Here is a 22,630-nt window from a genome sequence, read left to right on the forward strand (position 1 = left end):
CTCGCTAGCCCCTTCGGCGCCTTGACAGTGCGCTTGCTTGGCGGTTGTTTCTGATCCCAAACCATCCTGCCCCCATAAATGATGGTTCTATGGTACTGATAGTAATGCGAAGAGTCGATGAAGTTACAAGACTTGACGCAGTTATCCACAGACGTGTGGAAACGGCAGTCAGGCCAGTAAGATCGGCCGACCTGAACACGCCACGTCTGGCCAAAAGCGCGGCAGTGCATGCTCAGCGCATCGCCGCCGGCGGGCCGTCGAGCCGTTCGTACAGGCCGTCCTTCTCGGCCTCGCGCGCCAGCTCGTCCAGGGCCGCAGCGCGGTTGTCGCGCTGCCGATCGGCGTACGCAATGAGGTCGGCCAGCCGAACGTAGCGGTGACGGCGCGGCCTGCTGAACGGGATAGCGCCATCCTTGAGGAGCTTCACCAGCGTCGGCCGCGAGATCCCCAGATAGTTGGCTGCCTCCTGAGTGGTCAGCTGGGCATTGAGCGGCGCCACGTGGACGGCGAGTCCGTGGGTCATCGCCTCCAACACCTGCACCATCGGCTCGAACGCCCCTGCGGGGATCCGGATGACCTCACCGTGTGGCCCGACCAGGGCCGGTCGTTCGTCCGGCGCCTCCTTCAGGCCGTCCAACACCGCCTTGAATGCCCCAGCCTCGCGATGCTCGGGCGGCAGGTACGTCCGCGGTTCGCCGGTGGCGGCAGCTGGGGAAGATGCAACAGACATGCACCCAGTCTAATCGAAAGAAACGAAAGTCAGACGATGTTCACCGCCGCGCCCGCGCCAACGCCTCACTCAGGGCGTCCCGACACGCCTCGCTGCGCTTCTCGCCAAACGTCAGCCGGTACGCCCGTTCCTGCCCGTCGGCCGTGGTGATGCTCACCTTCAGCTTGGGTGTCGCATCCGACAACACGTCGACCCAGGCGAAGCCGAAGGTGCCCTCCGTCAACGGATAGCTCCGGGTCTGTCGAAAGGGCTGCGAGATCCGCAGTTCGGTGTCGGTCACGGTGAAGACCGAGACGGTGTCGGCGAGCATCAGCCAGGCCGCCAGCACCCCCAACCCGCCGCCGGCCAGCAGCCCGATCAGGCCGCCAGCGACCCGGGCCTCGCCGATGATCTCGCCGAGCTCGAGCCCTAAGAAGAACCCCAGCACCAGCATCGCCAGCACGCCGGCGATGCTGTGCCAGACCGGTTTGCGACGGGAGAACGGGGTCACGCCCCCAGCATGCCAGCGCCGCAGATCCCTACTCGTCAAACACGTACCGCAACGGATCATCCTCGCCGCGCACCCGACCCAACCGCTCGCTCAGCGCCACCCGACACTCCTCGTCCTCCTGCATGCCGAAGCCCAAGATGTAGGACCGCTCGGGCTTCCCGGGCGCGTTGGCCGTCAACTTGAGAGAGAACCGTCCGCGATGACGGCCGATCCGGGCCATCATGAAGTTGCTGCCCGCCAGCGGATAGATCGCGGTCCCGCGGAGGGGTTGGGTGATGCGCAGTTCGGTGTCCGTCACCTCAAACTTCGACACCATGTCCCACAGCGTCCACCTCCCGATCAACCCTCCCACCACGAGGCCGGCCACCAGCCCGATCACCCCTCCGACGATCCCGGTCCCGATGGCCTGCCCCAGTTGGGTCCCGAACCCCCGATCGCCACCGCGGCAGTTGCGCCAGCATGATGACCGCGTAAGGCTTGTGACGGGAAAAGGGAGGCATGCCATAAGCATGCAGCGTCACCGGTGACCACTAGTTATTGGCCGCCGCTCAACCGCGCGATCCGCACCACTCGGCGCTTCCCCCAACCCACCCCTTCCTCCATCCCACCATCAGGTGGCATGCTGGGCGCAACCAACGAGGGGGACCCATGATCAGCAGACGAGCAGCCGTGATCGGACTGGCATCCGGAGCCGCCATAGCCCTCAGTGGCTGTCGCGTCGGCGCCGCCGACATCACCATGGCCGTCGGCGAGGCAGCCCGCGCCGTGCCCGGGGTCAGCTCCGCCGGATTCAGCCAGGCGCTCAGCATCACGTTCCGCACCGAACTGAACGGCAGCATCAGCCTGGCCACCGAGGACCGCGCCGCCGGCGTAGGCATCTTCGACGAGGCGATGCGCGCGGTCATCACCACCATCCACTCCGAGCTCCCCGACGAATCCGGCAAGGCCCTGCTCATCGGCGGCATCACCGGTGGCATCGAGCGACGGGCCAACCCACTCACCCTGCTCGACCTGTTGCCCGAACAGTCCGGCACCACCGACGTCTCCGGGGTGACCGCCGGCAGCCTGTACGCCAGGTACGGCATCCAATGACCGGCCACCCAGCGGGTCGGCCACAGCGTGGACGTGGAGTCATGCCAGCGACGATTTCGTTCCGCCCTGACGACGAAACCACCCGCGCGCTCAACACACTCACGGCCGACGGCACGACGATCTCGACCGCGGTCCGAACCGCCATTGTCGAGGCCGCAGCCCGGCACGCGAAACAGCGCCTCCGCGCAGAGGCCAAGGCTTCGCCGCCGACCCCGACGATCGTGCCGAGGCAGCGCAGGTCCTGCACGACTTGGAGTCGCTACGCACCTGGTGACAGCCGTCCTGAGCCCACACCCAACGGCCACCACCCAACAACCGAGCTGAACCGCCGGCTCACCCCGCGAAGGCAGCGACCAGCCGGCGTACCTCATCGCCGTGCACGCGGAGCTCTTCCACCGGCACGCCCTCATAGAGGACACCGGCCAGCGTGGAGGAATCACCCTCGAGCACCTCGGCCCCGGGCGCCTGGCCGCGGGTGATCTGCAGCCTCTGCTCCCACAGCAGGCGATAGGTGTACGCCGGCGCGCCCGGCTCGCGGTCATCGCGCAGCCGCAGCTCGAGCTCCAGCGGCTGCTCGGGCCCATGCTCCGGCGCCATCGTCATCATCGACTGCACCATCGCGTCCGGGGTCAACCCACAGCCGTCGACCGCGCGAGTCGGCGAGGCCTGCGCCCAGCGGCCGAGCGCCTCGAAGATCGGCGCCAACTCCCTGGCCCAGGCACTCGCCTCGTACGCCGTCGCCCGAGCCGGCGCCGGCAGCTCCACGCGTTCCACCAGGCCGGCAGACTCGAGGTCGCGCAGCCGAGTCGTCAGGGTGGCCGGGGTGATGCCGCGTACGCCCTCGGCCAGCTCACTGAAGCGCTTCGGCGCCAACATCAGCTCGCGCACGATCGGGTAGGTCCAGCGATCCCCGAGCAGCTCCATCGCGTGGGCGGTCGCGCAGGCATCGCCGTGATCGGCGTAGGAACGCTTGATGGGCATGGCACCAATCCTGCCACATCGAATATGAACAACATAGCGACACCTCTCGACAAGCGAGCTGTCACTCTGTTAAACATAGTTCATGTCCATCACGAGCCCCGTCGTTGACCGCTCCACCTGGGAACGGGCCCAGGCCGACCACCTCGTCCACGAAAAGGCGCACACCCGCGCCGGCGACGCGCTGGCCGCGGCCCGGCGCCGACTGCCGCTGACCGCCGTCGACCCGGTGAGCCTGCCGGGGGCCGACGGCCTCACCACGCTGGCCGACATCTTCGAGGGCCGCAGCCAGCTGCTGGCGTACACCTTCATGTGGCACCAGGGCCGGCCCACCGCCGAGCAGTGCGAGGGCTGCACCTTCTCCATCAGCCAGATCTCCGAGGGCACCCGCGCCTATCTCGCCGAGCGCGACACCACGTTTGCGGTCTTCTCCGAGGGACCGTGGGCCGAGATCTCTGCCTATCGCGACTTCATGGGCTGGTCGATGCCGTGGTACTCGACCGCCGACGCACAGGACAATCCCGCCGTCGACGGCGGCGGCTGGCTGCGCTCCTACGTACGCCACGGTGACGACGTCTACCTCGCCAACCAGAGGAGAACACCATGACCACCAACCAGACCGCCCAGACATCCGGCCCGAGCACATCAGGCACGACGACCTCGGCTGACGGCACCGAACTCGCCTGGTCCCGCGCCGGCAGCGGCCCCGACCTGCTGATCGTCGACTGCGTCGGCGTCGACCGCACCACCACCCCGCAGCCCGGCCTGCCCGCCGCGCTCGCCGAACACTTCACCGTGTGGACCTTCGACCGGCGCGGCAAGGGTGACAGCGGCAACACCACCCCGTACGCCGTGGAGCGCGAGTTCGAGGACATCACCGCGATGATCGACCTCGCCGAGGGCCGGCCCGTCATCGGCTACGGCTTCTCCTCCGGCGCGACGCTGCTGCTGCTCGCGGCGAGTGCCGGCGTACGTCTGGACCGACTCACGCTGCTGGAGCCGCCCCTGATGCCGGCCGATCCCGAGTATGCCGGCCGCGCCGAGGCGCAGCGGCTCCTCGACACCGACCTCGCAGAGGCGCATCGCTGGTTCAACAAGACGGTGGTGGGGATCCCGGACGAGGTGATGGAGCAGCTGACGCCGCCCAGCGAGCGGGACCTGGCCAATGCCCGCTCCATGGTCCACGAGCTGACCTTCCTGCCCCGGACGCTGGCCGAACGCTTCGCCGACCTGACCACGCCGACCCTGATCATGGCGTCGGAGGCAACCGACCCCGGCATGCTCGCGGACTGCAAGGCCTTCCCCGAGACTGTGGCGGCGGCGACCACCGCCGTGCTGCCGGGCGAATGGCACGGGGTCGACGACCAGACCCTCACTCAGGCGATCCGCGAGTTCGCCGGCTGAGATGGTCGTCAGCTGCCCCTCAACGCCCGAGGTCTGCGCTGTTAAGGCCCAAACCAGCGTTGAGCGGCCACCGAGCGTCCGGCGCGGGCGGTATGACTCCCCTATACTCGGCGGCGAAGGGGAGTAGCTCCCACATTCGGTCCTTCGGGGCCGGGAGGTGCGTCGACACACTGGCAGGCCCGCCTGCCCGGCGTACCGCTCCGCACGACCACAGGCCAATCGACCTGACGGTCACGCGCGCGGAGTGAGCGAGACCTTCGGCTGTGTTTCCCATGGCCGAAGTCTCGCCACGTGACTTCGGCGCGAAAGGTTCCACCTCATGTCGCTGTGGTCCGTCCTGCTCATCGGTGTCGGCGTCTCCGCCGACGCCTTCGCCGCTGCCATCGCCAGCGGCCTCAAGATGCGCCGCCTGCACCACGGGCACGCCCTGCTGATCGCAGTGGTCTTCGGCCTGTTCCAGGCCGTGATGCCGCTGCTGGGCTGGCTGCTCGCCTTCAACTTCTCGACCTGGTTGCAGCCGGTCGACCACTGGATCGCCTTCAGCCTGCTGACGTTGCTCGGCGGCAAGATGATCTGGGACGTTCTGTTCGGCCACGACGACGAGGACGACGCGGCCGACACCGGCCTGGGCTTCCGGCGGCTGATGCTGCTCGGCATCGCGACCAGCATCGACGCGGCCGCGGTCGGCGTCTCGATGGCGATGCTGGAGGTCAACATCGTGCCGGTCATCCTCATCATCGGCCTCACCACGATGGTGCTGTCGTACGCCGGCGTCCTGGTCGGCTACAAGCTCGGCTGCAAGTGGCGCAAGCCCGCCGAACTCATCGGCGGCATCGTGCTGATCGGCATCGGCGCACGAATCCTGCTCGAACACCTCGGCGTACTGGCCTGAAGGCTGTGCACACCTGAAACCTGTGCAGATTCGTCAACTCGATTGCTGGATCAGGCGCCCCGGCGGCCGGAAGGCCGATCGAGTTGACGAAAATGCACAGCCAGCCGGCATCGCACCCGGCTAGGATCCCGCCATGTACAAATATGGCACCGGATCGGCACCGCTGCCGGACGCGCCGGTGGCGTGGGTCGCACCGATCATCAAGCGGTGGTTCACCGAGAAGCGGTTTCGGGCGTACGACCTGATCGGGGTGTGGCCGAGCGCAGAATCCGTCGTCATAGTGGTCCGAGAGCAACGCACCGACGAGCTGTGGGCATGGCGGCCGACGCGTGATTCGGACCTTGATCGCGACCCGGTGCAGGTCGGGGACCCTGTCGATCCGGCCCTGGGCGCGCCGTGGGATCGGGTGCCCGACCGGGACGAACCCCCACGTCACGGCTTCTGGCCTGACGCGTTCGACGAGCCGATGCTCCCCCGGTTAGAAGAGGACACGTATCGCAGCGCGAGTTGGGCGGAGACGACCCTGTCGCACCTCTACCGACTCACCCGGAACAGGTCGATCGATCCACACCCGGTGCTGGCGGGATTCGTCGAACACAGCGGCGAGGCGTGGCTGATGCTGGGCGTCGACCCCACCGACGGACCGTTCGACGACCACGAGGCCTGGCAGGGCATCGCGCTCGTGGTCCCCTCCCACGGTAATTTTGGGGACCCCTGGCACGGGGACTACGCGGATGGGGCGCTGAGCAATCTCTACGGCTGTGCAGCCGACCTCGTAGCAAGCAGCATCGCGAGACAACGTGACGAATGCCCCGAGATCAGCCGATGCTGGTTCATGAGTTCACGTACTCCAGAGCGAATCGCCTGGTGTGAGGCCGTTGTCGGGGCGCTCGCCCGCTGAGTCCAGCCGGTTCAGAGCGGGCTGGCGTAACCGAGGTACTTCCACCACGTCACGTCGAAGGCGACCGGCGGCTCGTCATCGGCGTGAAGGATGCAGGTGAGGTCGCCGGTCGAGGTGAGCTCAGACGAGAAGTGATAACTCCACGCGTCCGGGAAGGTGGGCTGCCCCAAGGCTTGCCTGCCGGCGCCTTCGCACCCGCGAAGGGTCTTGGTGGCGACCGGGATCATCACGAACAGCAGGAGGACGGTCAGCAGCGAAGCCACCAGCGCCGCGCCCCGGCGGGTCACGATGGTCGCCGCGACGCTCAGCCCCACCAGCAACACCACCTCAATCACCAGCGGCGGGAAGTAGCCGATGAGCGGCGCCTCCACCAAGGCCAGCACCAGCTGGATCCAGAAGACGGCCCAGCCCGCGAGCGCCGCCCTCGGCAGCCACCGCCGCACGACCCCGTCGCTCCGATCAATCCCCATGGGTGGACTTTACCTTCAGAGCTGAGGGACGCCATCGTGACGGGTCAGTCGGACAGCCGGTGGACCCAGTAGCCGGGTTCGCGACGTTCGTGGGCGTAGGCGAGGATCAGGATTGCATCCGACTCAACGGCGTAGACGACTCGGTACGGGTATCCACGAACAACCTTGCTGCGGATCACGGTGCCGTCGTCAGCGGTCGTGAAGGGTGGGGCGGCATTCGGCCAGTCGGCAATTTCCTGTCGGGCTTGCCGCGCCCGTTCGATGAGCGCGAGACCAATCCCTGACTCCTGCGCCTCATACCAGCGGACGGCGGCGTCGAACTCTCCGACGGCTTCAGGATGCTCCCGCTGAGCCAGAGTCATGCGGTGAGCGATGCACGCAAGCGGGCGTAGTGCTCGTCAGCATCCACCAGCTCGACGGCACCGGCTCGCACCTCGGCCAGCCGCCGGACCGCCTCGGCACGCCAAGCCGCATCGACCTCGCCCGCGTCATCCGCCTCACGGAGACTTTCAAGCAGCGCATTGGCAACAACGGCGCGCTGATCGGCGTCGAGCGCCAGAGCGTCTCGGATCAAAGTCGCGGGGTCCGATGTCATGGCGGCGAGTGTACGCCCCACAGCCAGCACCGCCGCGTGACCCCGTACGCCCATTCCGACCTCTGAGCGCTTGACCCCCGCAGATAGCATGAGGCGCATGAGCACCCCGCATGTCCCCTTGTCGATTCTGGATCTGGTCTCGGTGTCCGAGGGCCAGAGCATGCGCGAGGCGATCGGCTCCTCGATGGAACTCGCACAGGCGGCCGACCGGCTCGGCTATGAGCGCTACTGGTACGCCGAACACCACAACTCCGCCGCGCTGGGCTCCAGCGCCACCGCCCTGCTGATCGACCGCGCGGCCTCGCTGACCCGCGACATCCGGGTCGGCTCGGGCGGCATCATGCTCCCCAACCACGCGCCCCTGGCGGTGGCCGAACAGTTCGGCACGCTGGTCCAGTTCCACGGCGACCGGATCGACCTGGGCCTGGGCCGCGCGCCCGGCACCGACCCGATCACCTCCCAGCTGCTGGCCCGCAGCTCAGCCGAACCGGATGCCTTCATGGAGTCGGTGGACCAGATACAGCGGTGGACCGGCGAGCCCTCACCGCGGATGCGGGTACGCGCCGGCGTCGCCGAAGGCACCAACGTCCCGATGTGGGTGCTCGGCTCCACCGTCAACGGCGCCACCCTCGCCGGCCGGCTCGGCTTGCCCTTCTCCATCGCCTCCCACTTCGCCCCGACCCAGGTGCTGCCGGCTCTGGAGCGTTACCGAGCCGAATTCAACCCCGAGGCCGGCACCGCGCAGATCTCCGAACCGCGAGTCATGGTCGCGGCCAACGTCGCCCTTGGCGACACCGACGAGGAAGGCCTGCGCCAGTTCACCACCCTGCAGCGGATGTTCGCCGGCGTCGTCACGGGCGAACGGCTCGCTCTGCAGCCGCCCGAGGACCCCGAGGAACTCGCAGCCCGGCTGCCCGAGGAGGTCCTGCTGCACTTGGAGACGATGCTGTCGGTCAGCGCCGTCGGATCCCCGCAGACCGTCGTCGAACAGCTCGAGAGCCTCATCGACCAGACCGATGCCGACGAGCTGATCCTGACGGCGTACGCCTTCGACCCGGCCCACCGGGTGAAGACTCTGGAACTGCTGGCCCCAGCCTGGGGCCTGACGCCGCGCGGCTGAGCGCGTACGGCTCAGATCCCGGCCAGCACCGCAGCGGTGCCCGACAGTCCCAATCGGGTCGCGCCGGCCTGGATCATCGCCAACGCCGTCTCGGCATCGCGGATGCCGCCCGACGCCTTGACCCCGAGCCGGCCCCCGACCGTGGCGGCCATCAGCTCGACCGCATGCACGCTGGCGCCGCCAGCCGGATGCATCCCCGTCGAGGTCTTCACATAGTCGGCATCCGCGCGTACAGCCTGCTCGCACGCCATCACTATCTGCTCATCGGTCAGCGCCGCCGACTCAATGATCACTTTCAGCAACACTCCCGGCGCTGCATCCCGCACCGCACGGATGTCGGCGTACACCGCGTCGGCATCACCGGCGAGCACATTCGCCAAGTTGAGCACCATGTCGATCTCCCGTGCGCCCTGCTCAGCAGCACGCTTGGCCTCGGCCGACTTCACCTGCAGCTGATGCGCCCCGGACGGAAACCCACACACCACCGCCAGCCGAAGCCCCTCGGGCAACTCCAGCGGCAGCATCGAGGGCGAGACGCAGACCGCGTACGCCCCCAGCTCGGCCGCCTCGGCGACCGCCGCCCGGACCTGCTCGCGGGTCGCCTCGGGCTTCAGCAGCGTGTGATCGATGATCTGCGCCACCTCAGCGCGGCTGGGCGCATTCATTGCGTCACTCATCCGCTTCACTCATCCCGGTTCTCCCTTCGCTGGCTGTCAGCCCAGGTCGAACCGGATCGGTTCGGCCAGCACCCGCGAAATGTAGTCATTGCCGTTGCGCCGGTCCAGATCGGCCGCGTACCGTTCCACGATCTCCTGCAAATGAGCCGCCCGCTCCGGGTCGCTCGAGGTCAGCGCTCGGGCCGCGGCAGCGGTGCTCTCCACCTCCGCCGGGTCGGCAGGATCGACCTCCTCGAAGATCGCCTCGATCGCCTGAGCCTGCAGCTCCGGCAGCGGCGCCGCCGCCTCCAGCAGGTATGCCGGAGTCTGGACCAGCTCCTCGAAACCATGCTCGTCAGCCACCCGTTGCACCAACTCAGCGCCACTCGGATCACCGTCGCGTACCGCCAACCATCCCTCCAGCAGCTGAGCCCGCTGCCCTGCGCGGTCCTCGACCAGCGTCGGCTTCAGCTTGATCAGCAGTTCGGCCGCCCACCTCGTCGACAGCGGCAGCAGCAGCGCAATCATCGCCACTTCGAGCTCCACAGCGTCGACCTGGCCGTCCTCGCCCTCTCGCTTCAGTGTCCGCTGCAGGAGCGGCGGCAAGCCACCAATGCCGTCATGGTCGCCGGTGCGCACCGCACGCTCCAGGCGCGCCAGCACCACCGGCGCCAAGGGCAACCCCTCCGCGTCACGGATCCGCTCCTCGGTGTCGATGAGGTCGTCAATTCGCTCCAGACTGATGCCGGGCAACCACAGCGCCATCGACACCATCGGCCCGAACAGGCCCTGGCTGGCGGTGATCATGTCCTCCTCGGCGCCCTCCAGCCCATGCCGCAGGGTGCACTGCTGGAGCTGCTCGAACGCCCCAACCGCGCCCTCCCAGTCTTCCGCCTCTGCGTACGTCAACACCGCCATCAGCTCGGCCGCGTGGGCGACCATGGTGGACTTCAGCGTCTCCCCCAACGCGGCCAGTTGCCACGAAACCGACACGGACTCGGGCCCGGCCTCGACTGCGGCCCTGGCGGCCTCGTAGGTCTCGAGATACAGGTCCTTCAACATGATCGGAGCATGACTGACGGCCTCCGTACGCCGCGGCAGCCACCCCGCCAGCAACAGCTTGAGCTCCTCAGAGTCCGCCCACCCCGGCGACAGGTGCCGCAGCCCAACCAGCTCCACCGGTGCGTCCTCATAGGATCGAGTCGGCTCCGGGAGACCGGCCAACCAGAAGTCCCGCACGATCCGACCGGTCAGGTCCTTGCCGGAGCGTCGGTCGTACGCATCTGCGGCACGCTCGGCTGCCCGCCGGAGGATGTGCCCCTCGACACCATCGGGGTCAGCCAGGATCCGGTTGCGAGCCAGCGCGGCCAGACGCTCCCACGCGTCTGGCTCGAGCCCGCAATTCGCCAGGGCGTTGTCCACCGTCGGAAGCGCCGCCTCAGGATGGTTCTCCAGCGTCAGCAGCACCTCCTCGGCAATCGCCTCCCGCGCCAGCACCTCGGGTGCCAAGTGGTCCAGCAGCAGGTCGGCGATCCGGTCGGCATCGGCCCGGCGGCCCGTCTTGGCGTACAGCGACCCCAACAGGGTGAACAGCGGCAGCGGACCGTCCTCCAGGTCGGTCAGATCCTCGGCACGGACCTGCAGCGCATCCATCCGCTCTTCCAGGTGACGGGCGGCGTACGCCGGATCGAAGTGACCCATGATGGTCACGGTGCGGGCCACCGCGGCACGGTGAGTGGGATTCCACCGGTCGGTCGGCTCGGACTCGACGAGGTTGATCCAATGACGCGCCGCGTCGCCGTCATCGGCCAACAGAGCCAACTCCGCACGAGCAAAGTGCACGTCGGTGAGCGGCAGCGCTCGCGCACGAACGGCGGCTTCCACCAGATCGATCAGCCGCTCCCCCTGAGCCAGCGGCAGCGAGGGATCCTCGAAGGACACCACGGCCTCACTCACCGCCGACAGGAACGTTTCGACATTGTCGGCGTGGATGTAGTCCCCGTACTGGTGCACCAGCTGCATCAACTGGGCGTACTTCTCGATCGCTTCGCGATGCATCCCACCCTGGCTGTAGAGGATCCACTGCTCGCTGCGGGCACTGGCGGCCAGATGCGGAAACTCCGCCTTCTCACAGTCGAGGATGAAGTCCTCCCAGGCGCGAAGGGTCGCCAAGGACGAGTCCATGGCAGCGATCTCGTGGCGCCGGGTGAACAGCGGGCCGACGATCGCGGCCTCCTCCTCGGTCAGCGCGTCCCGGTCGGTGAAGCTGATCATCAGATCTCCTGATCACTGGTCACGGTGCTGGTCCTGGTTGGTGGTGCCGCCCGCCGACAGCAGCAGGGTCGTCAGGGCGCTGGCCAAATCGGCCTGCTGGGTGGGCTTGAGCCGTTCCCCGCCGGCCAGCAGGGCGAGCACATACAGGGCCCGGACGGCCGGAGCGCGTACGCCGGCCGCCAGGTCCGCGCCGATCGCCGCGACCGCCTCGGAGCGCAGGTTGAGGATCAGCTTGGCCCGGCGATCGGGTTGCTCTGCGGTGAAGAACTCCGCCCAGGGATCGGCGTCCTCGGTGGACACGAAACCGGTGCCGCCGCCCAGGTGCAGCGACATCACCGATGCCGGCGCGAAGTCGCGCACCTCCACCGCGATGTCATCATCGGCGAGCTCTTGGGTGGCGGCGGAGCGGACCACGTCAGCGAGTGCGGCGCGGTCGGCCGGGGGCTCCGGCAGGTCGCCCAGCAGCTTGGCCGGCTCGAACTCCTCCAGCAGCACCTTGCCGCGCTGCTTTCGCAGCCGGTGCAAGATCGCGACGCCGTGGGTGTAGCCCCCGTTGATCATGGTCTTGCCCTGGGCCGCGAGCAGTGGGGCGTAGGTCTGGAACTGCTCGTGGGTGGCGGTGTAGAAGGACTTGGTGGCCAGGTCGATCGCGCGCTTGTTGCCCTGACTGGTCTCCCACAAGTAATTGCGCGCGACGAAGTCGAGCATGTCGTCGTCGCCGAGGGCCATCGCGAGCAGACTCTGGTGGTGGGCCGCCATGAAGTCCGCGAAGGCGTGGGGTCGCTCCATGGCTGCCCGCTCGATGCCGTCTCGGATCTGCTGGCCGATCTCCTCGCGGACCGCGGTCACCGAGTCGCCCTCCTGCAGGGACTCCCGGGAAGCCGTCAGCGGCAGGTCGCCGGCTTCGATGGCGAGGTTGACGAAGGTCGCCCAGGTCGGGGCCAGCTGGGTGTTCTGGTCCGAGACGAACATCCCGTGCGAATAGACCATGTCGCCGCTGCGGTGCGAGCCGCCGGTACGGTTGCCGATGAAGGCCAATCCCCGCACCCCGGCCGCCGGGACCTGGACCGGGAAGCCCAGGATCGTGCCGGTCCCGAACTTCTCCTCGCACCACGCGAAGGCCTCCTCGGGTGGCAGCTGCCACGGCGGCGTACGGGTGCTCACCAGCAAGGGCGGATGCTCCGGCGCGCCTTCCCTGGCCAGGTGGTGCAGCATGATCGGGCCGGGCAGCAGGCTGGCGAACTGTTCGGCCAGCAACCGGACCCGGTCATAACTCACCCAGCTGCTCTCCCCGTGACGGGCGTGGACGCGTACCTCCGAACCGGGCTCGGACAGGGGCTCCGGTGCGGGGCCCACCGAGAAGGTGCCATCCCCGTAGCCCACCCACAGCATCGTCTCCGCCTCCGGCGTACGCGCGCTGCGCGAGCGGACCTCGATCCGGTCCGCCACCAGGAAGCAGGACAGCAGGCCGATCCCGAACTGGCCCAAGAACTCGCGGCGGGCGCTCACCAACTGCTCACGTTTGCTGGAGGCACCGATGGTGGCCAGCAGGCTGCGGGACTCCTCCTCGGTCAGCCCGATGCCGTTGTCGCGCACCACCAGAGCTTGGTTGACGTCATCGACGACCAGCTCGATCCGGCCCTGCCAGGTCCCGGTGTCCCCCAGTGCGATCCGGGCCACGACGGCGTCGCGGGCGTTCTGGATCAGCTCGCGTACGTAGACGCGGGGACTGGAGTAGAGGTGGTGGGACAGGATCTCGACGACGCCGCGGAGATTGACCTGGAAGTTCTCCTTCACCACACCATCGTCCCTGCAACCAATGCTGGCGCGCAATGCACGCCTGGGGAATACCCCTGGGGGGTAGGTCGTTGACCTGCCATGAACAGCACCCATCTGACCTTCGAGTTCGCCAAGGCCGCCTTCGACCAGAAGCAGTACCGCGAGGCGATCGACCTGTTGGACCGGGTGTTGGCGGATGAACCGGACAGCACCTCGGTCCTGGAGTTGCGCGCTCGAGCACACTTCCACCGAGCCGGGCTGCCCAAGGCCGAGGCCGACATCCGCCGCCTCCTCGAGCTGGAGCCCACCAGCGCGTACGCCAGCGAACTGCTGGCCCGCGTCCTGGAGCGGCAGTCCCGTCACGACGAAGCCGCTGCCGTACGCCGGCGCCTCGCCGCCCTCACCGGTGACGAGAAGCACCTGGTGAGCCGCGAGTACTGAGCGGATCCCGCCCGCAGACGACGGATCCCACAGAAAACCGCGCCCCACCCGCTGCTGCGCGCAATGCGTGCAGTCGATTCCACGAGAGGCTTGTTTCCGGGCCTCCCAACGGATCGACTGCACGTCTTGCGCGCGGATCCGGAGGTACGCCGGGGCCCGGCCTCGTCCTCAGTGGGCGGGGGCCGGAGCGCCCTCCACGTCGGCGACCGCGGTGGGGTAGCGGAAGCTGAGCACGACCACGGCGCAGGTCATGCCGGCCGCGACCAGGAAAGCCACTTGCTGATTGCTGAGAGCCATCACCGTGACGAGCAACGCGGCCCCGGCGGCCCCAGCGACCTGCTGGATCGTGCTGAGCAGCGCTGAGCCGTGGGCGTACAGGTGGGTGGGCAGGTCGTTCAGGGTGACGGCGAAGGTCGGCGTGAAGACCGCCGCCAGGCCCAGGCTCATCACGACGTGCATCAGAATCAGCAGCACCAGCGCAGTGGTGGCCTGCGCTGTGGACATCACGGCGAGCATCACCGCGACCACGATCGAGCCGGGCACCACCACGACCCGCGGGCCGAACCGGTCGACGATCCGGCCGATCACGGGACCCAGCACTCCCATCGCCAGACCGCCGGGCAGCAGCATCCGGCCGGCGACGTCCGGGGTCAGGCCGCGCTCGCCCTGCAGGAACAGTGGCCACAGCATCGCCACCCCCATCAACGCGGCGAAACCGACCGACATCACGATGACGCCGAGCCGGAAGGTCGGCACCTCAAAACAGCGCAGGTCCAGCAGCGGGCCGGCACCGGACTCCAGCCGCCGCTGCCGCCACACGAATCCGACCAGGCCACCGGCGGCGAGGATGATGCCGATCACCAGTTGCGGGCTCAGACCACCGGCGATCTGGTTGAGTGCGTACACGACGCCGCCGAAGCCGAAGGCCGACAGGATCACCGACGCGATGTCGACGTTGCGGGTCTCCCGTTCGCCGACGTCGCGGACCAGCAGGCCGCCGATGACCAGCGCCACCAAGGCGATCGGCAGCACCGCCCAGAAGAGGAACGGCCAGTCGAAGTAGCGCAGGATCTCGCCGGCCGCGGTCGGCCCCAACGCGGGGGCGACCGAGATGACCATGGACACGACACCCATCACCTGACCACGACGTCGCTTGGGCGTGGTCTCCATCACGGTGGTCATCAGCAACGGCATCATCACCGCGGTGCCGGCGCCCTGGATCACTCGGGCAGCGACGAGCATCTCAAAACCGCTCGCGATGCCGCCGGTGACGGTGCCGGTGCTGAAGGTGATCATCGCCACCAGGAACATGGTCCGGGTGCCGAATCGGGTCAGCAGGAAGCCCGAGACGGGAATCACCACCGCCATCGTCAGCAGGAAGGCGGTGGTGAGCCACTGTCCCTGGGCGGCGGTGATGCCCAGCGACTTCATCAAGGTGTCCAGCGCCAGCGACATGATCGTCTCGTTGAGGATCACCACGAAGGCAGCGCACAGCAGTAGCCACACGACCATCGGGATCCGGTCGCGGCTGGCTGAAGGGCTGGTCACAGCGGGGCTCTCGGCCAGTTGGGACTGGCCCGAGGGGGGTGGAGCGGAATTCACGAGCCAAGACTAGGTGAGATGCGCAACAACCGCGTGGCTTTTTTCGACATCCGCACGCCGGCGCGAACAACACCAGGCATTGCGGGCACGCTCGTGGCAGGAACCCCGGGGAACGAGGTGTCGGCGACAAGGCACGGCCAAGAAGGAAAGCCCGTGAAGCCAAGGATTGGCACCCCGGAATGGTCAGAGCCGGCATCTCGGCCACCCCCGCAACCTCGCTGGGATCGCCTTGCCGGCTCTGGCCACTCAAGCTAGCCGCGCTTCATCGGACGCGCCAGAGACCGAGTGAAGCTCTTGGGAAGTTCACAGCTTCGGCGCCGGCGTACGCACTGCCTGACCTGCACAACTACAGCATCGCGTAGCTGCGCGCCCGATTCGGCCCAGATCACCTGCCCAACTACAGCATCCCGTAGTTGCGCACCCGATCCGCGGCCCTGGGGAGGCTGCGGCCAACCCCGGTGCCCACCGAAACCGCGCCCCAGCGGCGGTAGGTCGCAAATAAGCCGACCTACCCCCGCTGGGGCGGGTTCTTCTACACCACCAGACTCAGAAGTCGCCCTCGGCGATCAGGGGGCGCAGCTCCCGGTACGCGATCCGCAGCCCTTCGCAGACCTTGGGCTCGGTGCCGCCCCACATCGGGTCCTCGTGCTCCACCGACAGGGTGCCGTTGAAGCCGACCTCATAGAGGCGGTCCACGACCCGATTCCAGTCGACGATGCCGCGGCCGGGGATCCGGAACCGCCACCAGCCCATGTCCCAGGGGTTGTCGCCCTTGTCGACCAGCCCGAAGAAGCCGTACTGGTTGCGCTTGCGGGGAAAGATCTCCAGGTCCTTGGCCTGCGCGTGCACGATGTACTCCGCGAACGGCGCGATCGTCTCCACCGGATCGATGCCGATCCAGGTCAGGTGGCTCGGGTCCCAGTTGAGATAGAAACCGAGGTCCTTGCACATCCATTCCCACAGCTCCGGGCTGTACGCGATGTTGCCCGGGTAGCCGTCGGGGTGCCAGCCCTCCATGACGCAGTTCTCGACGATCAGCTTGATGTCGCGCTCGCCTGCGTAGTCCACCAGCTCCGGCAACACCTTCTCCGCCTCGACCATGTTTTCCTTGACGGACTTGGTGTTGTCCCGTCCCAGGAAGGTGCCGACGTAAGGGACGCCGAGGTCCTGGGCGACGTCGATGCAGGCCTTCAGGTGGGTCCGCACCTCCTCGCGCTTGGCGGGGTCCTGGTGGAGGTTGTTCTCGTAGTAGGCGAAGGCCGAGATCTCCAGGCCGGTACGTTCCAGCAGCGCCTGGGTCTCTTCCTTGGCAGCTCCGTCCCAGTCAGCGATCGGCAGGTGGCTGGCCTCGAACTCGCGGCCACCGACCTTGGGCCACACGGCCACCTCGAGGCGTTCATAACCGGTCTCGACGGCGAAGTCGGCGCACTGGGCCAGGCTCCAGCCGGGCAGGCAGGCGGTGAGCATTCCGAGTTTCATGTCAGTTCTCCTCTGCGGTGAAGGTCGGGATGGTCGTCCAGGCGCCCGCCGCGGCGGACTCCAGGACGGTTGCGGTGACGGCAGCGGTACGCAGGCCGTCGGCGAAGGTCGGCAGTCCCTCGCGCCACTCGCCGCGGGCCGCGGCATAGGTGTCGGCGACGAAGGCGTCGAACGCGTCGGCATAGCCCTGCGCGTGCCCGGACGGGATCTTCGACAGCCGAGCCACGTCCTCGCTGCCGAGCCCGGCGTCGCGGGCCAGCCGGTCAAAGCCGGTCTCCCCGCCGAGCCACGCAAACTCGGGCTGTTCCTGGTCGAAGACGGCCGACTTCTGGGCGCCGTCGAGTTCGAACCAGAGCCGGTTCTTCCGTCCGGCCGACAGCTGCGAGATCGTCGCATTCGCCAGCAACCCGTTGGAGTCGCGCAGCATCAGGATCGCCGAGTCCTCGGTGGTGACGTCGACCAGATCGCCGCCGCCTTCGCCGGAGAACGCTGCCGCCGAGCCACTGGGCCGCTGCGGGATCGCAATCGAGGTGGCCGCGACGAGTTCGGTGAAACGTACGCCGGCGACCCACTCGACCAGGTCGATCCAGTGCGATCCGATGTCACCGAACGCCCGCGAAGCGCCGCCCTGGGCCGGATCCGTACGCCAGGTGGCCACCTCCGGGCTGAGCATCCAGTCCTGCAGGTAGGAGCCGTGGATCAGGTTCCAGGCACCGAACTCGCCGGCCTGGACCCGGGCCCGCAGCTCCCGGATGATCGCGTGGAAGCGGTAGACGAACGGCACCGTCGCGACCCGGTCGGAGGCCTCGGCGGCCGCGGCCATCTCCTTGGCCTGCGCCAGATCCAGACCCAACGGCTTCTCACACACCACATGCTTGCCGGCCGCCAACGCATCCAGCGCAAACCGGTGGTGGGTGGCATTCGGGGTGGCGATGTGGACCACGTCGACGGTGTCATCGGCCAGCACTGCGGCGAGGCCCGGATAGCCGGTCACGCCCCAGTCGGCGGCCACCTCGGCGGATCGCGCCGGTGAGGAGGCGAGCACCCCGCGTACGGTCGCCCCGGCCAGTAGCGCGCCGCGGCGATGCAGCGCCGAGATCATCCCGGCGCCGCAGATCGCCACGTTCAGGCCGGCTCCTGGCAGGGTCACGCGTCCGCCTGGGTCGGGTTGAAGCCCTCCGGCACCGGCCGCAGCTCGGGTGCCTCGGTGGTGAGCTCGATCGGTTCGGTGGCGGCCACCGAGTCCTGCAGCGCGAGCATCGCGTCGAGCACGTGGAAGGCAAGTTCGGCGCTGGCGCGGTGCGGCTGGTCCTCCCGGATCGACCGGATCATGTCGACCGCACCGACGCCGCGGCCGTTGCCGTTCGCCTCGGCCTCGATGGTCTCCGGATCCTTGCTCTCGGGGCGGTGGATCTCGATGGTGCCGCCGAAGCCGTTCGGGTCGGGGACCACGATGCTGGCTTCGGTGCCGCCGAACTCCAGCAGCCCGGCACGCCGGCGCGGCGAATCGAAGCTCAGCACCAAAGTCGCCGAAGCGCCGGAGGCAAACTCCAGTACCGCGTTGACGTTGGTGGGCACGGTCACCTCGAACTCGGTGCCGGCGCGGTCACCGGCGCGGACGGTGCGAATCGCACGCGCGCGGCCGCCCTCGGCGTACACCCGCTTGATGGAGCCGAGACCCCACACCAGCGAGGACAGGTGGTAGGGGCCGATGTCGAGGATCGGGCCGCCGCCGGCCTGGAACAGGAACTCGGGGCTGGGGTGCCACATGTCGGGGCCGGGCGACTGCATCATCGCGAGGCCGCTGATCATGGTGCCGAGGTCGCCTCCGTGGATCCGGCGCATCGCTTCCTGGATCGGCGAGCCGAGCACGGTGTCCGGGGCGCAACCGAGGCGCTTGCCCGTACGCCGGGCAGTCTCGATGAGCTTCTGCGCGCCCTCGCGGGACTCAGCCAGCGGCTTCTCCGACCAGACGTGCTTGCCGGCCTCCAAAGCGGAGGTGGTGACGTCGACGTGGGCCGCCGGGATGGTGAGGTTGATGATCAGGTCGACCTCGTCATCGGCGTACACGTCGTCGGCGCTGCCGGACTTGGGAACGTCGAAGGCCTCGGCCTGGGCGGCGGCGCGGTCGACGTCGAGGTCACCGATTCGGACCACCTCCACATCAGCGAAGGTCGGCAGGTTGGTGAGGTACTGGCGGGAGATGCTGCCGGCGCCGATGACGCCGACGCGGGTGATGTCAGTCATGGATCAACGCTCCTGGAGATAACGCAACGAGTCGACGGTGGCCTGCACCACGTCGCCGTCGCAGCTGTCGAACTCGACCACCCAGATCTTGTCCTGGGAGGCGGACAGCAGGCTGTCGAGGTCCATCTGGCCCTGACCGAGCACGACATTGGCCTCGCCTCGCACCAGCGGGCCGTCCTTGACGTGCAGGTGGGTGATCTTGTCGCCGTACTGGGCAAGCACGTCGACCGGATCCGAGCCGCCGACCCGGGCCCAGTAGGTGTCCAACTCGAGCTTCACGGCGTCGTCGAGCTGTGCGGCAAAGACGTCATAGGCCACCTCGCCGTCGATCTTGGCGGCGAACTCGAACTCGTGGTTGTGGTAGCCCACGCTGATGCCTTCGGGGGCCAGCTTCGCGGCAAGCTCGTTGAGCTGACCTGCCAGGTCGGCGACGTACGCCGCCTCGGTCCAGCGGTCCCGGTCGCTGGAGGGCACGAAGAGGTGCTTGGTGCCGAGCTGCTTGGCGCCGGCCACTGCCCCCTCCAGGTCAGCGAGCAGGCCACCGTGGCTGCTGGTCGCGGGCAGGTTGCGGGCCTGCAGCGGAGCAGCGAGCGTCGCGGCCCACTTCTCCACGCCAAACGGTTCGACCTCGTTGGCGCCGGCTTCGGCGATGCGATCCAGCGTCGGCTCAAGGGTGTCGGTCAAGTGGTCGCGCAGCGAATAGAGCTGCACACTCAGCGTCGTCATGCCCAAAGCCAATCACAACCGGCCGACCGCTGGGCATCGGGTGGGTCACAAAGTGAACGATTACTGTGGGGAGTCTCCTCGATCCGGCAGCGTGGCGCGCCTGTGCCGGGGGCGACACAACCGCATCACACCGGGTTGAATGTGGCTGTGGAGGATCTCAGCCAGCTGTTTCGCGCCATCGACCTGATGGGAGTCGTGCTCAACGGCTTCCTCGGTGGCGCGATCGCTCGGCGGAACCGGTTCGACATCGTCGGATTCGGGATCCTCGCCATCGTCTCAGCGCTGGGCGGCGGCGCACTGCGCGACATGCTCCTCAACACCCTCCCGGTGGCGCTGACCGATCCCGCCTATCTGCTGTGCGCGCTCATCGGTGCCGTGCTGGCGTACCTGATCGTCCCCCAGGGCCGGGTCTGGCGCGGCATCACCGGGCTGGCCGACGGGATGGTGCTCGGCGCGTGGGCGACCACCGGCACCACCAAGGCGCTCGCCGCGGGACTGGACTGGCTGCCCTCGATGCTGCTGGGCCTGACCACAGCGGTCGGTGGCGGCATGATCCGCGATGTCGCCGTCGGCAATGTGCCGGCGGTCTTCGGCGGCAACAATCTGTACGCCACCCCCGCCCTGGTGGCCTCCGGCGGCGTCCTCATCGCGAATGCACTGGGCATGCCACCGGACTGGCTGATGGTGCTGGGCGTCGGTCTGGGCCTGAGCATCACCGGCGCCAGCCGGCTGTGGCGGATCCGGCTGCCCCAACACGACGACCAAGACCTGCTGCGGCTCAGCCCTTCCCAACTCAAGGCGCTGGTCCGGCGGGCCGAACGGATCGGCCGCAAACAGGCTCGGCAGAACACCTCCGATGAGGACTCGCAACGCCAGCATTAGGGCGATCGACACTACCGACCGGCCCACCAAGCGGCCCTGGCGGCGCCGTCGAGATGGAAGCCACGGTCGTGCCGCCTCAGCCGCGCGGGAGGTTGCGCAGATTCGACCGAGCCATCGACACGACCTCACCCGAGCCGCCGCCCATCACCGTCCTGGTCATGGCGGTGATGAAGCCGACGACCTGGTCGGCGGAGATCTTGGGCGGCAAGGACAGTGCGTTCGGGTCGGTGACGACCTCGATCACCTCGGGCTGGTCGCTGGCGAACGCCTTCTCCATGACGCCGGGCAGGTCCCTCGCCTTCTCGACCCGGTGGCTGGAGATCCCCATCGCGCCGGCGATCGCGGCGTAGTCGAAGTCCGGGGTGTCAGTGGCGTGATCCGGCATCCCCTCCACCAGCATCTCGAGCTTGACCATGCCGAGGGTGGAGTTGTTGAAGACCACCACCTTGACCGGCAGGCCGACCGACTTGAGCGTCAGCAGCTCGCCGAGCAGCATCGACAGGCCGCCGTCTCCGGCCATGGCAACGACCTGTCGGCCGGGCTCGGCGTACGCCGCCCCGATGGCCTGAGGCAGCGCGTTCGCCATCGATCCGTGCAGGAAGGACCCGAGCAGCCGGCGTCGGCCGTTAGGGGTGATGTAGCGGGCCTGCCACACATTGCACATGCCCGTGTCTGCGGTGACGATCGCGTCGTCAGCGGCGTACTCATCCAGCACCGCGGCGACGTACTCGGGGTGGATCGGCACCATCTTCTCGACCTTGCGTGTGTACGCCCCGACGCCCTTGTCCATCACCTTGTGGTGTTTGGCGAGCATCTTGTCGAGGAAGCGGCTGCTGCGCTTGGCCTTGACCAGCGGCAGCAGCGCCTGCACGGTGGGCAGGACGTCGCCGTGGACGGGGTGGTCGACGACCGTACGCCGGCCAATGTTCTGCGCGGCGCGGTCCACCTGAGCCGTGGCGGTGTCGGGAAGGAACTGGTCATAGGGGAAGTCGGTGCCGAGCAGGAGCAGCAGGTCGGCATCCTCCATGCCCTCGGCGGCCGCACCGTACCCCAGCAGGCCGGTCATGCCGACGTCATAGGGATTGTCGTACTGAATGAACTCCTTGCCGCGTAGGGAGTGGCCGATCGGTGCCTTGATCCGCTCCGCCAACTCGATCACCTCGTCATGCGCGCCACGCACGCCCGCGCCGGCGAAGATGGCGACCCGCTTGGCGGCGTTGATCGCTGCGGCCAGCTCCTCCACGGAAGCTGGGTCGGGCACCACCTGGGCCGGCCGGATCCGCGGCAGCGCCCTAGACTCGTCCACCTCCAGTTCCGCGATGTCTCCGGGCAGAGTGATCACCGAGACGCCCTGCTCGCCCATCGCGTGACGGATGGCGGAGTCGATGACGCGCGGACCCTGCTTGGCCGTCGAGATCAGTTCCGAATAGACCGAGCACTCGTTGAACAGCCGATCCGGGTGGGTCTCCTGGAAGAAGCTCTGGCCGATCTGGGGGCTGGGGATGTGGCTGGCGATGGCGAGCACGGGGGCGCCGGAACGGTTGGCGTCGTAGAGGCCGTTGATGAGGTGGAGGTTGCCGGGGCCGCAGGAGCCGGCGCAAACCGCGAGTTCACCGGTGACCTGGGCCTCCGCGCCAGCCGCGAATGCCGCAGCCTCCTCGTGGCGGACGTGGACCCAGTCGATGCCGCCCTTGGCCGAGCCGCCCGTACGCCGGACGGCATCGACCACCGGGTTGAGGGAGTCACCGACAATCCCATAGATGCGGCGGACGCCGCACTGCTGGAGCTGAGTGACGAGCTGGTCTGCAAGGTTCATGGCCTACTCCTGACACGTGGATGCTGCCGACGCTTCGGTGTCCCCACCCTAAGTCG

At 68.1% G+C, this 22,630-nt stretch carries 24 protein-coding genes; 8 read left to right on the forward strand and 16 right to left on the reverse strand.

Going from position 1 to position 22,630, the window contains the following annotated elements; all coding sequences use genetic code 11:
• Positions 1 to 232 precede the first annotated feature (232 nt).
• Genes CGZ91_RS08730 through CGZ91_RS08740 form a run of 3 tightly spaced genes read right to left on the reverse strand, consistent with a single transcriptional unit; the run spans position 233 to position 1,536 of the window.
• Positions 233 to 730, reverse strand: a complete 498-nt coding sequence (locus CGZ91_RS08730; protein WP_094454359.1) for a helix-turn-helix domain-containing protein — start codon at positions 728 to 730, stop codon at positions 233 to 235.
• 40 nt (positions 731 to 770) lie between these two features.
• Positions 771 to 1,220: a hypothetical protein gene (locus CGZ91_RS08735; protein ID WP_094454361.1), complete on the reverse strand. Its 450-nt coding sequence runs from the start codon at positions 1,218 to 1,220 to the stop codon at positions 771 to 773.
• 28 nt (positions 1,221 to 1,248) lie between these two features.
• Positions 1,249 to 1,536 (reverse strand): hypothetical protein, encoded by a 288-nt coding sequence (locus CGZ91_RS08740; RefSeq protein WP_144276844.1) that lies wholly within the window; start codon positions 1,534 to 1,536, stop codon positions 1,249 to 1,251.
• Positions 1,537 to 1,868: 332 nt separating this feature from the next.
• On the opposite strand from CGZ91_RS08740, the gene CGZ91_RS08745 reads away from it, so the two are divergent.
• Positions 1,869 to 2,312, forward strand: coding sequence for a hypothetical protein (locus CGZ91_RS08745; RefSeq protein WP_144276845.1), 444 nt, complete (start codon positions 1,869 to 1,871; stop codon positions 2,310 to 2,312).
• 333 nt (positions 2,313 to 2,645) lie between these two features.
• Here the strand turns inward: CGZ91_RS08745 and CGZ91_RS08755 are convergent, their stop codons facing one another.
• On the reverse strand, positions 2,646 to 3,293 hold the full coding sequence (locus CGZ91_RS08755) for a winged helix-turn-helix transcriptional regulator (RefSeq protein ID WP_094454367.1): 648 nt from the start codon (positions 3,291 to 3,293) through the stop codon (positions 2,646 to 2,648).
• 82 nt (positions 3,294 to 3,375) lie between these two features.
• On the opposite strand from CGZ91_RS08755, the gene CGZ91_RS08760 reads away from it, so the two are divergent.
• From CGZ91_RS08760 to CGZ91_RS08775, 4 genes are all read left to right on the forward strand, one after another.
• On the forward strand, positions 3,376 to 3,897 hold the full coding sequence (locus CGZ91_RS08760) for a DUF899 family protein (RefSeq protein WP_094454369.1): 522 nt from the start codon (positions 3,376 to 3,378) through the stop codon (positions 3,895 to 3,897).
• Positions 3,894 to 4,694: an alpha/beta fold hydrolase gene (locus tag CGZ91_RS08765; RefSeq protein ID WP_094454371.1), complete on the forward strand. Its 801-nt coding sequence runs from the start codon at positions 3,894 to 3,896 to the stop codon at positions 4,692 to 4,694. The genes CGZ91_RS08760 and CGZ91_RS08765 overlap by 4 nt, the downstream gene beginning before the upstream one ends.
• Positions 4,695 to 5,013: 319 nt before the next feature.
• Positions 5,014 to 5,586, forward strand: coding sequence for a manganese efflux pump MntP (locus CGZ91_RS08770; protein ID WP_094454373.1), 573 nt, complete (start codon positions 5,014 to 5,016; stop codon positions 5,584 to 5,586).
• A gap of 133 nt (positions 5,587 to 5,719) precedes the next feature.
• Positions 5,720 to 6,487, forward strand: a complete 768-nt coding sequence (locus CGZ91_RS08775; RefSeq protein WP_094454375.1) for a hypothetical protein — start codon at positions 5,720 to 5,722, stop codon at positions 6,485 to 6,487.
• Between the two features lie 11 nt (positions 6,488 to 6,498).
• Here CGZ91_RS08775 and CGZ91_RS08780 read toward each other — a convergent pair whose 3' ends face one another.
• From CGZ91_RS08780 to CGZ91_RS08790, 3 genes are read right to left on the reverse strand one after another with little or no spacing between them, the layout of a single operon-like run.
• The gene (locus CGZ91_RS08780; RefSeq protein ID WP_094454377.1) at positions 6,499 to 6,957 is read right to left on the reverse strand and encodes a hypothetical protein; all 459 of its coding nucleotides are present in this window, start codon (positions 6,955 to 6,957) and stop codon (positions 6,499 to 6,501) included.
• 44 nt (positions 6,958 to 7,001) lie between these two features.
• The gene (locus CGZ91_RS08785) at positions 7,002 to 7,319 is read right to left on the reverse strand and encodes a hypothetical protein (RefSeq protein WP_094454379.1); all 318 of its coding nucleotides are present in this window, start codon (positions 7,317 to 7,319) and stop codon (positions 7,002 to 7,004) included.
• Positions 7,316 to 7,552, reverse strand: a complete 237-nt coding sequence (locus CGZ91_RS08790) for an addiction module protein (protein WP_094454598.1) — start codon at positions 7,550 to 7,552, stop codon at positions 7,316 to 7,318. Before CGZ91_RS08790 ends, CGZ91_RS08785 begins: the two co-directional genes overlap by 4 nt.
• Positions 7,553 to 7,649: 97 nt before the next feature.
• Between CGZ91_RS08790 and CGZ91_RS08795 the strand changes: the two genes are divergently transcribed.
• Positions 7,650 to 8,672: an LLM class flavin-dependent oxidoreductase gene (locus CGZ91_RS08795; RefSeq protein ID WP_094454381.1), complete on the forward strand. Its 1,023-nt coding sequence runs from the start codon at positions 7,650 to 7,652 to the stop codon at positions 8,670 to 8,672.
• 11 nt (positions 8,673 to 8,683) lie between these two features.
• On the opposite strand, the gene deoC is transcribed toward CGZ91_RS08795, so the two are convergent.
• From deoC to CGZ91_RS08810, 3 genes are read right to left on the reverse strand one after another with little or no spacing between them, the layout of a single operon-like run.
• Positions 8,684 to 9,349, reverse strand: coding sequence for a deoxyribose-phosphate aldolase (deoC, locus tag CGZ91_RS08800; RefSeq protein ID WP_229116533.1), 666 nt, complete (start codon positions 9,347 to 9,349; stop codon positions 8,684 to 8,686).
• Positions 9,350 to 9,385: 36 nt separating this feature from the next.
• Positions 9,386 to 11,602 (reverse strand): hypothetical protein, encoded by a 2,217-nt coding sequence (locus CGZ91_RS08805; protein WP_094454385.1) that lies wholly within the window; start codon positions 11,600 to 11,602, stop codon positions 9,386 to 9,388.
• 12 nt (positions 11,603 to 11,614) lie between these two features.
• A complete protein-coding gene (locus tag CGZ91_RS08810) occupies positions 11,615 to 13,399 on the reverse strand; it encodes an HSP90 family protein (RefSeq protein ID WP_179229290.1) in 1,785 nt (594 codons plus the stop codon).
• 81 nt (positions 13,400 to 13,480) lie between these two features.
• On the opposite strand from CGZ91_RS08810, the gene CGZ91_RS14030 reads away from it, so the two are divergent.
• Positions 13,481 to 13,822, forward strand: coding sequence for a tetratricopeptide repeat protein (locus tag CGZ91_RS14030; RefSeq protein WP_094451845.1), 342 nt, complete (start codon positions 13,481 to 13,483; stop codon positions 13,820 to 13,822).
• Positions 13,823 to 13,990: 168 nt separating this feature from the next.
• Here the strand turns inward: CGZ91_RS14030 and CGZ91_RS08815 are convergent, their stop codons facing one another.
• From CGZ91_RS08815 to CGZ91_RS08835, 5 genes are all read right to left on the reverse strand, one after another.
• Positions 13,991 to 15,370 carry a DHA2 family efflux MFS transporter permease subunit gene (locus CGZ91_RS08815; RefSeq protein WP_229116534.1) on the reverse strand — a complete coding sequence of 460 codons (1,380 nt, stop codon included), beginning with the start codon at positions 15,368 to 15,370 and terminating at the stop codon, positions 13,991 to 13,993.
• Between the two features lie 600 nt (positions 15,371 to 15,970).
• The gene (locus CGZ91_RS08820; RefSeq protein ID WP_094454391.1) at positions 15,971 to 16,903 is read right to left on the reverse strand and encodes a sugar phosphate isomerase/epimerase family protein; all 933 of its coding nucleotides are present in this window, start codon (positions 16,901 to 16,903) and stop codon (positions 15,971 to 15,973) included.
• Position 16,904: 1 nt separating this feature from the next.
• A complete protein-coding gene (locus tag CGZ91_RS08825; RefSeq protein ID WP_229116535.1) occupies positions 16,905 to 18,053 on the reverse strand; it encodes a Gfo/Idh/MocA family protein in 1,149 nt (382 codons plus the stop codon).
• A complete protein-coding gene (locus CGZ91_RS08830) occupies positions 18,050 to 19,150 on the reverse strand; it encodes a Gfo/Idh/MocA family protein (protein ID WP_094454393.1) in 1,101 nt (366 codons plus the stop codon). The genes CGZ91_RS08825 and CGZ91_RS08830 overlap by 4 nt, the downstream gene beginning before the upstream one ends.
• Positions 19,151 to 19,153: 3 nt before the next feature.
• On the reverse strand, positions 19,154 to 19,876 hold the full coding sequence (locus CGZ91_RS08835; protein ID WP_094454395.1) for a sugar phosphate isomerase/epimerase family protein: 723 nt from the start codon (positions 19,874 to 19,876) through the stop codon (positions 19,154 to 19,156).
• Between the two features lie 147 nt (positions 19,877 to 20,023).
• Here CGZ91_RS08835 and CGZ91_RS08840 point away from each other — a divergent pair, with 147 nt between their 5' ends.
• Positions 20,024 to 20,758 carry a trimeric intracellular cation channel family protein gene (locus CGZ91_RS08840; protein ID WP_229116536.1) on the forward strand — a complete coding sequence of 245 codons (735 nt, stop codon included), beginning with the start codon at positions 20,024 to 20,026 and terminating at the stop codon, positions 20,756 to 20,758.
• A gap of 76 nt (positions 20,759 to 20,834) precedes the next feature.
• Here CGZ91_RS08840 and CGZ91_RS08845 read toward each other — a convergent pair whose 3' ends face one another.
• Complete coding sequence (locus CGZ91_RS08845; RefSeq protein ID WP_094454397.1) at positions 20,835 to 22,574, reverse strand: pyruvate dehydrogenase; 1,740 nt, start codon at positions 22,572 to 22,574, stop codon at positions 20,835 to 20,837.
• Between the last annotated feature and the right edge of the window lie 56 nt (positions 22,575 to 22,630).

The sequence above is a fragment of the Parenemella sanctibonifatiensis genome (assembly GCF_002250565.1).
GTDB classification, from domain to species: Bacteria; Actinomycetota; Actinomycetes; order Propionibacteriales; family Propionibacteriaceae; genus Parenemella; species Parenemella sanctibonifatiensis.

What these genes read in the sequence shown, in the direction of transcription:
- CGZ91_RS08755 (WP_094454367.1), bottom strand. Translation starts at nt 3,293, where the DNA reads ATGCCCATCAAGCGTTCCTACGCCGATCACGGCGATGCCTGCGCGACC.
- CGZ91_RS14030 (WP_094451845.1), top strand. Translation starts at nt 13,481, where the DNA reads ATGAACAGCACCCATCTGACCTTCGAGTTCGCCAAGGCCGCCTTCGAC.
- CGZ91_RS08790 (WP_094454598.1), bottom strand. Translation starts at nt 7,552, where the DNA reads ATGACATCGGACCCCGCGACTTTGATCCGAGACGCTCTGGCGCTCGAC.
- CGZ91_RS08770 (WP_094454373.1), top strand. Translation starts at nt 5,014, where the DNA reads ATGTCGCTGTGGTCCGTCCTGCTCATCGGTGTCGGCGTCTCCGCCGAC.
- CGZ91_RS08775 (WP_094454375.1), top strand. Translation starts at nt 5,720, where the DNA reads ATGTACAAATATGGCACCGGATCGGCACCGCTGCCGGACGCGCCGGTG.
- CGZ91_RS08830 (WP_094454393.1), bottom strand. Translation starts at nt 19,150, where the DNA reads ATGACTGACATCACCCGCGTCGGCGTCATCGGCGCCGGCAGCATCTCC.
- CGZ91_RS08760 (WP_094454369.1), top strand. Translation starts at nt 3,376, where the DNA reads ATGTCCATCACGAGCCCCGTCGTTGACCGCTCCACCTGGGAACGGGCC.
- CGZ91_RS08730 (WP_094454359.1), bottom strand. Translation starts at nt 730, where the DNA reads ATGTCTGTTGCATCTTCCCCAGCTGCCGCCACCGGCGAACCGCGGACG.
- CGZ91_RS08835 (WP_094454395.1), bottom strand. Translation starts at nt 19,876, where the DNA reads ATGACGACGCTGAGTGTGCAGCTCTATTCGCTGCGCGACCACTTGACC.
- CGZ91_RS08765 (WP_094454371.1), top strand. Translation starts at nt 3,894, where the DNA reads ATGACCACCAACCAGACCGCCCAGACATCCGGCCCGAGCACATCAGGC.
- CGZ91_RS08780 (WP_094454377.1), bottom strand. Translation starts at nt 6,957, where the DNA reads ATGGGGATTGATCGGAGCGACGGGGTCGTGCGGCGGTGGCTGCCGAGG.
- CGZ91_RS08820 (WP_094454391.1), bottom strand. Translation starts at nt 16,903, where the DNA reads ATGAAACTCGGAATGCTCACCGCCTGCCTGCCCGGCTGGAGCCTGGCC.
- CGZ91_RS08745 (WP_144276845.1), top strand. Translation starts at nt 1,869, where the DNA reads ATGATCAGCAGACGAGCAGCCGTGATCGGACTGGCATCCGGAGCCGCC.
- CGZ91_RS08845 (WP_094454397.1), bottom strand. Translation starts at nt 22,574, where the DNA reads ATGAACCTTGCAGACCAGCTCGTCACTCAGCTCCAGCAGTGCGGCGTC.
- CGZ91_RS08785 (WP_094454379.1), bottom strand. Translation starts at nt 7,319, where the DNA reads ATGACTCTGGCTCAGCGGGAGCATCCTGAAGCCGTCGGAGAGTTCGAC.
- CGZ91_RS08805 (WP_094454385.1), bottom strand. Translation starts at nt 11,602, where the DNA reads ATGATCAGCTTCACCGACCGGGACGCGCTGACCGAGGAGGAGGCCGCG.
- deoC (WP_229116533.1), bottom strand. Translation starts at nt 9,349, where the DNA reads ATGAGTGACGCAATGAATGCGCCCAGCCGCGCTGAGGTGGCGCAGATC.
- CGZ91_RS08740 (WP_144276844.1), bottom strand. Translation starts at nt 1,536, where the DNA reads ATGGTGTCGAAGTTTGAGGTGACGGACACCGAACTGCGCATCACCCAA.
- CGZ91_RS08795 (WP_094454381.1), top strand. Translation starts at nt 7,650, where the DNA reads ATGAGCACCCCGCATGTCCCCTTGTCGATTCTGGATCTGGTCTCGGTG.